Below are 3,817 nucleotides of genomic sequence, written 5' to 3' on the forward strand. Positions count from 1 at the left end.
ATAAGAGATGTAACGGGTAATGCTGATAAACCAGCGCTATATGGAATTAACCCCTCTTATTAAATTGTTTACCTAAAATATTAATTAGGTTTTTTTGAGCGTCTTTAAGATTAGCTAATTTGTATATCTGGCTTATGAGCATGCCTATCTGGGTATTACTCGCTTGTAACCAACCCCAAAAAGAGTCAAAGGGTATGTCTTCATCCGAATACTCAGCTTTAAATCGTGCGATTAAATCCATTATTTTTATTTGTCGTGCACAATTTTTAATATCTCCCATTAAATGGAGTATATGGCGTCGGCATTTATCATCTTGATTAGTGCTCATGATTTTCCCTATTCTCCGTTTGTTTCTTTATGTTCCATATATCAAAATATATGGAACATAAAGATGATTTGAAAGCCACCACCATACGTCATTGTATGACGCAGCGGTTCTACCTTAAAGGGCATAGAGTTGTTTTTTTATCTGTTCTGTAAATGTCAAAGGGGTAGTGAATAATTCATTGAGCGACATGGTGCAGTTGGAATTATAGAATGTGCGAGTATAGATTGTTTCATCGAGTAGTTCATATAACTTGTTATTGGTCACTATCTGGCGATTGAGAGTGTGGTGTGAGCTATCCAGGGTTTTTTCTAGAAAATCTGCTAACACATGGGTGCAATACGAATTGGGATTAGTTTCTCGAATCACGTGGTTAACTAGAGTCTTGTTAAAAGTACCAAAAAAATCCTGTGATTGAAATACATAAGGCTGAATCGTGCGCAGCATGATGGTGTTCTTTTCATGGATGTAGTCCAATTCTTTAATATGATTCGATGATCCATAAGACGTTCCGATAAGGCCATTAATATCACTTAACCAATAAGCAATGGCTTCATAGTCGGGTTTATCTTTCATGAGCTCTTTCTGTATCACATTATTTTCATAAGCAATGGCTCTTTCTTCCCTAAGGCATGTGCTCGTACGACAGGCTTGAACCATACGTTGGTTAATGACGTCGGTTAGAGCTTCTAATGTGGCTCTATCTCCGTCTGATGGGGATGTTTTTTGGTGAGGGATGGTTCTGTCGAAAATAGAAACCCTCATTTATAATGCGCCATAAAAGGTGCGCTATGATTAGTTTCCAAGGTCGTCATTTTCCAAAAGATTTAGTATTGATGGCAGTACGATGGAAGCTTGCTTATCCACTGAGCTATCGAAATATTGAAGAATTAATGGATGAACGAGGGGTTGATGTGGATCATTCAACGGTTCAGAAATGGGTTGTTCATTATGCACCGCAATTGGATCAATCCTTCAGGCAAAGAAAAAAACCAGTAGGTAATAGTTGGAGGATGGACGAAACGTATATCAAAGTAAATGGCAAATGGGTTTACCTTTATCGTGCAGTAGATAAGGAAGGGAATACCATTGATTTTATGTTATCAGAAAAACGGGACAGGCCTGCTGTATTGAAGTTTTTCAAAAAAGCAATTAGTTCGAGTGGACTTCCTCAAAAGGTCAATATTGATAAATCAGGCTCCAATACAGCAGCACTGGAGCGCATCAATGACTTATTATTTATGTTTGGATTATGGCATTTACTGATTGAAGTTAGGCGGATAAAATACATGAACAACATGGTGGAGCAAGACCATCGTGGGATTAAAAATATTACAAAATATACGCTTGGCTTTAAATCATTTGAGGCTGCAGAAGCAACTATTGCGGGAATTGAGTTGCATCGAATACTTAAAAAAGGGCAGTTAAAAAATGCAGGAGATATGCCTGCTTGGAAACAATTTTATGAGCTTGCGGCATAACCATGCCCTAAATAAGACTGTCCAAAACTTGCTATAAAATTTTCGACAGAACCGGAGACATTGCATCATCCTCAACACCAGGTTTTTTTTGCATTGGAAAGAGGCTCAAAGACGGAAGGGCTTTGTAATCTATTCTGTTGTTGTTTTCTGTATAGATAAGCGTATTTAAAGCGAGCTCTAATTCTTTCATCTGATGTTGATTGAGCTCTCCCTGTTGTAGGGGAATCAGTGATTCGTAAGTTCTGATATGGGTTGAGCCGTATATTGTTTCCACCCTTTGTTTAAGGAGAGGGCTATTAAGAAGCCCCTGCAGTTGCTCAGGAGTTAGCTGTTCCAAGCAATGAATGATTGTCCCCATAGGCTCTTTAACCGCCTCATCCATTGTTCCCAGGATATCTTGAAGAGAGGTTTTAATGGCGGCCAAGGGTAAGCATCGCTCAATGCCAGATTCACGAATGCTTTGACCCAACGTTGCTCTCTTTTCAGTGAGTAGGGAAAGGGCGGAAAGGGTCAGTAACTGACGGATGTCCTGGTCGCTATCATAGTCTTTAAACAGTGCGATAAGCGTTTGATGCTGTTCTTTATTATTCTCTTCGCTAATCATGGCCGACATGAGTTGGAATGCCGTATTGTTGGCTACTTTGGGACGGCCCTTAAAATAACCGATGGCACCCTCTAGATTATTTTGCTCGATACAGAACCCTATCATCAGATTATCTAACTCATCTTGATATGTTTTTAGTCGTGGGGTGTAGCAATCAATGGTTGCTTGTACCGTCTCCAGGGATGAATGGACCTGCTCTTCCCAAGCTTGCTCGTTGTCTAAGACCTCCTGGCTCTTTAAAGTTAATTTAAGCTTATCAAAGTGAGATTGTAGGTCGCTTAAAACATCGATTGCTTTGGATTGTAATGAGGGGTCAAGAAGAGGTTTGATTCGTGTAAATTCTTCGGGGGTTTTTGCGATAATATTAATCCGGGTAAGTGGGCAGCCCAGAAAGGCATAGTCGCCAATCGAGGTGAGGCTGTCAGGAAGGGTCATTTCGATTAAGCTTATGCAGCCCTTAAAGGCACCGTCGCCAATCGAGGTGACACTGTCAGAAAGGGTCATTTCGGTTAAGTTTGTGCAGCCCAGAAAGGCACCGTCGCCAATCGAGGTGACACTGCCAGAAAGGGTCATTTCGGTTAAGCTTGTGCAGCCCAGAAAGGCACCGTCGCCAATCGAGGTGACACTGCCAGAAAGGGTCATTTCGGTTAAGCTTGTGCAGCCCAGAAAGGCACCGTCGCCAATCGAGGTGACGCTGTTAGGAAGGGTCATTTTGATTAAGCTTATGCAGCCCTTAAAGGCACCGTCGCCAATCGAGGTGACACTGTCAGAAAGGGTCATTTCGGTTAAGCTTGTGCAGTCCAGAAAGGCACCGTCGCCAATCGAGGTGACGCTGTTAGGAAGGGTCATTTTGATTAAGCTTATGCAGCTCATAAAGGCACCGTCGCCAATCGAGGTGGCACTGTTAGGAAGGATAATTTCAGTTAAGCTTCTGCAGCTCATAAAGGCCTCGTTGCCAATCGAGGTGACACCCTCAGGAACTTCAAATACGCCGTTTCTGATATCGCTATCAGACACATCACTCAAACAACCGTGCTCTATTTTCATCATCAACCCTTTTTTTCAAGCCCAACCCTTGCTAAAAGCCATATAAGATATCGCTTTATTGACCGGATTACTGTTAATTTAATAACATTGATTATACTAAATGCTTACCAAGGGCCCCGTCAACTAAACTTTTGGTCTAGAGTGTATTTTATTTAGTAGGCTGATCGAAATGCTAGAAAGGAAACCGAAAAGATACCGTTACCCCTTGGAGTTAATCAGGTTCTGTCGAAAATTTTATAGCAAGTTTTGGACAGTCTTATTTAGGGCATGGTTATGCCGCAAGCTCATAAAATTGTTTCCAAGCAGTAAGTTATGTAGGCATAATCTAATACGTTAATATTCATTATGAATCTCCCATCC

4 protein-coding genes are annotated in these 3,817 nt (G+C 41.1%); 1 reads left to right on the plus strand and 3 read right to left on the minus strand.

The features are described from left to right. Positions 1-46: 46 nt before the first annotated feature. The gene (locus tag Q0495_RS05960; RefSeq protein ID WP_298624095.1) at positions 47-328 is read right to left on the minus strand and encodes a hypothetical protein; all 282 of its coding nucleotides are present in this window, start codon (positions 326-328) and stop codon (positions 47-49) included. 114 nt (positions 329-442) lie between these two features. Continuing rightward, positions 443-1,090 (minus strand): hypothetical protein, encoded by a 648-nt coding sequence (locus tag Q0495_RS05965; protein ID WP_298624097.1) that lies wholly within the window; start codon positions 1,088-1,090, stop codon positions 443-445. A 26-nt stretch (positions 1,091-1,116) separates the two neighbouring features. Between Q0495_RS05965 and Q0495_RS05970 the strand changes: the two genes are divergently transcribed. Next, positions 1,117-1,806 carry an IS6 family transposase gene (locus Q0495_RS05970; protein WP_298624099.1) on the plus strand — a complete coding sequence of 230 codons (690 nt, stop codon included), beginning with the start codon at positions 1,117-1,119 and terminating at the stop codon, positions 1,804-1,806. A 31-nt stretch (positions 1,807-1,837) separates the two neighbouring features. Here Q0495_RS05970 and Q0495_RS05975 read toward each other — a convergent pair whose 3' ends face one another. Then, the gene (locus Q0495_RS05975; protein WP_367274392.1) at positions 1,838-3,460 is read right to left on the minus strand and encodes a leucine-rich repeat domain-containing protein; all 1,623 of its coding nucleotides are present in this window, start codon (positions 3,458-3,460) and stop codon (positions 1,838-1,840) included. Between the last annotated feature and the right edge of the window lie 357 nt (positions 3,461-3,817).

Origin of the sequence: uncultured Legionella sp. (genome assembly GCF_937871865.1) — a bacterium.
In the GTDB taxonomy this organism is placed as follows: Bacteria; Pseudomonadota; Gammaproteobacteria; order Legionellales; family Legionellaceae; genus Legionella.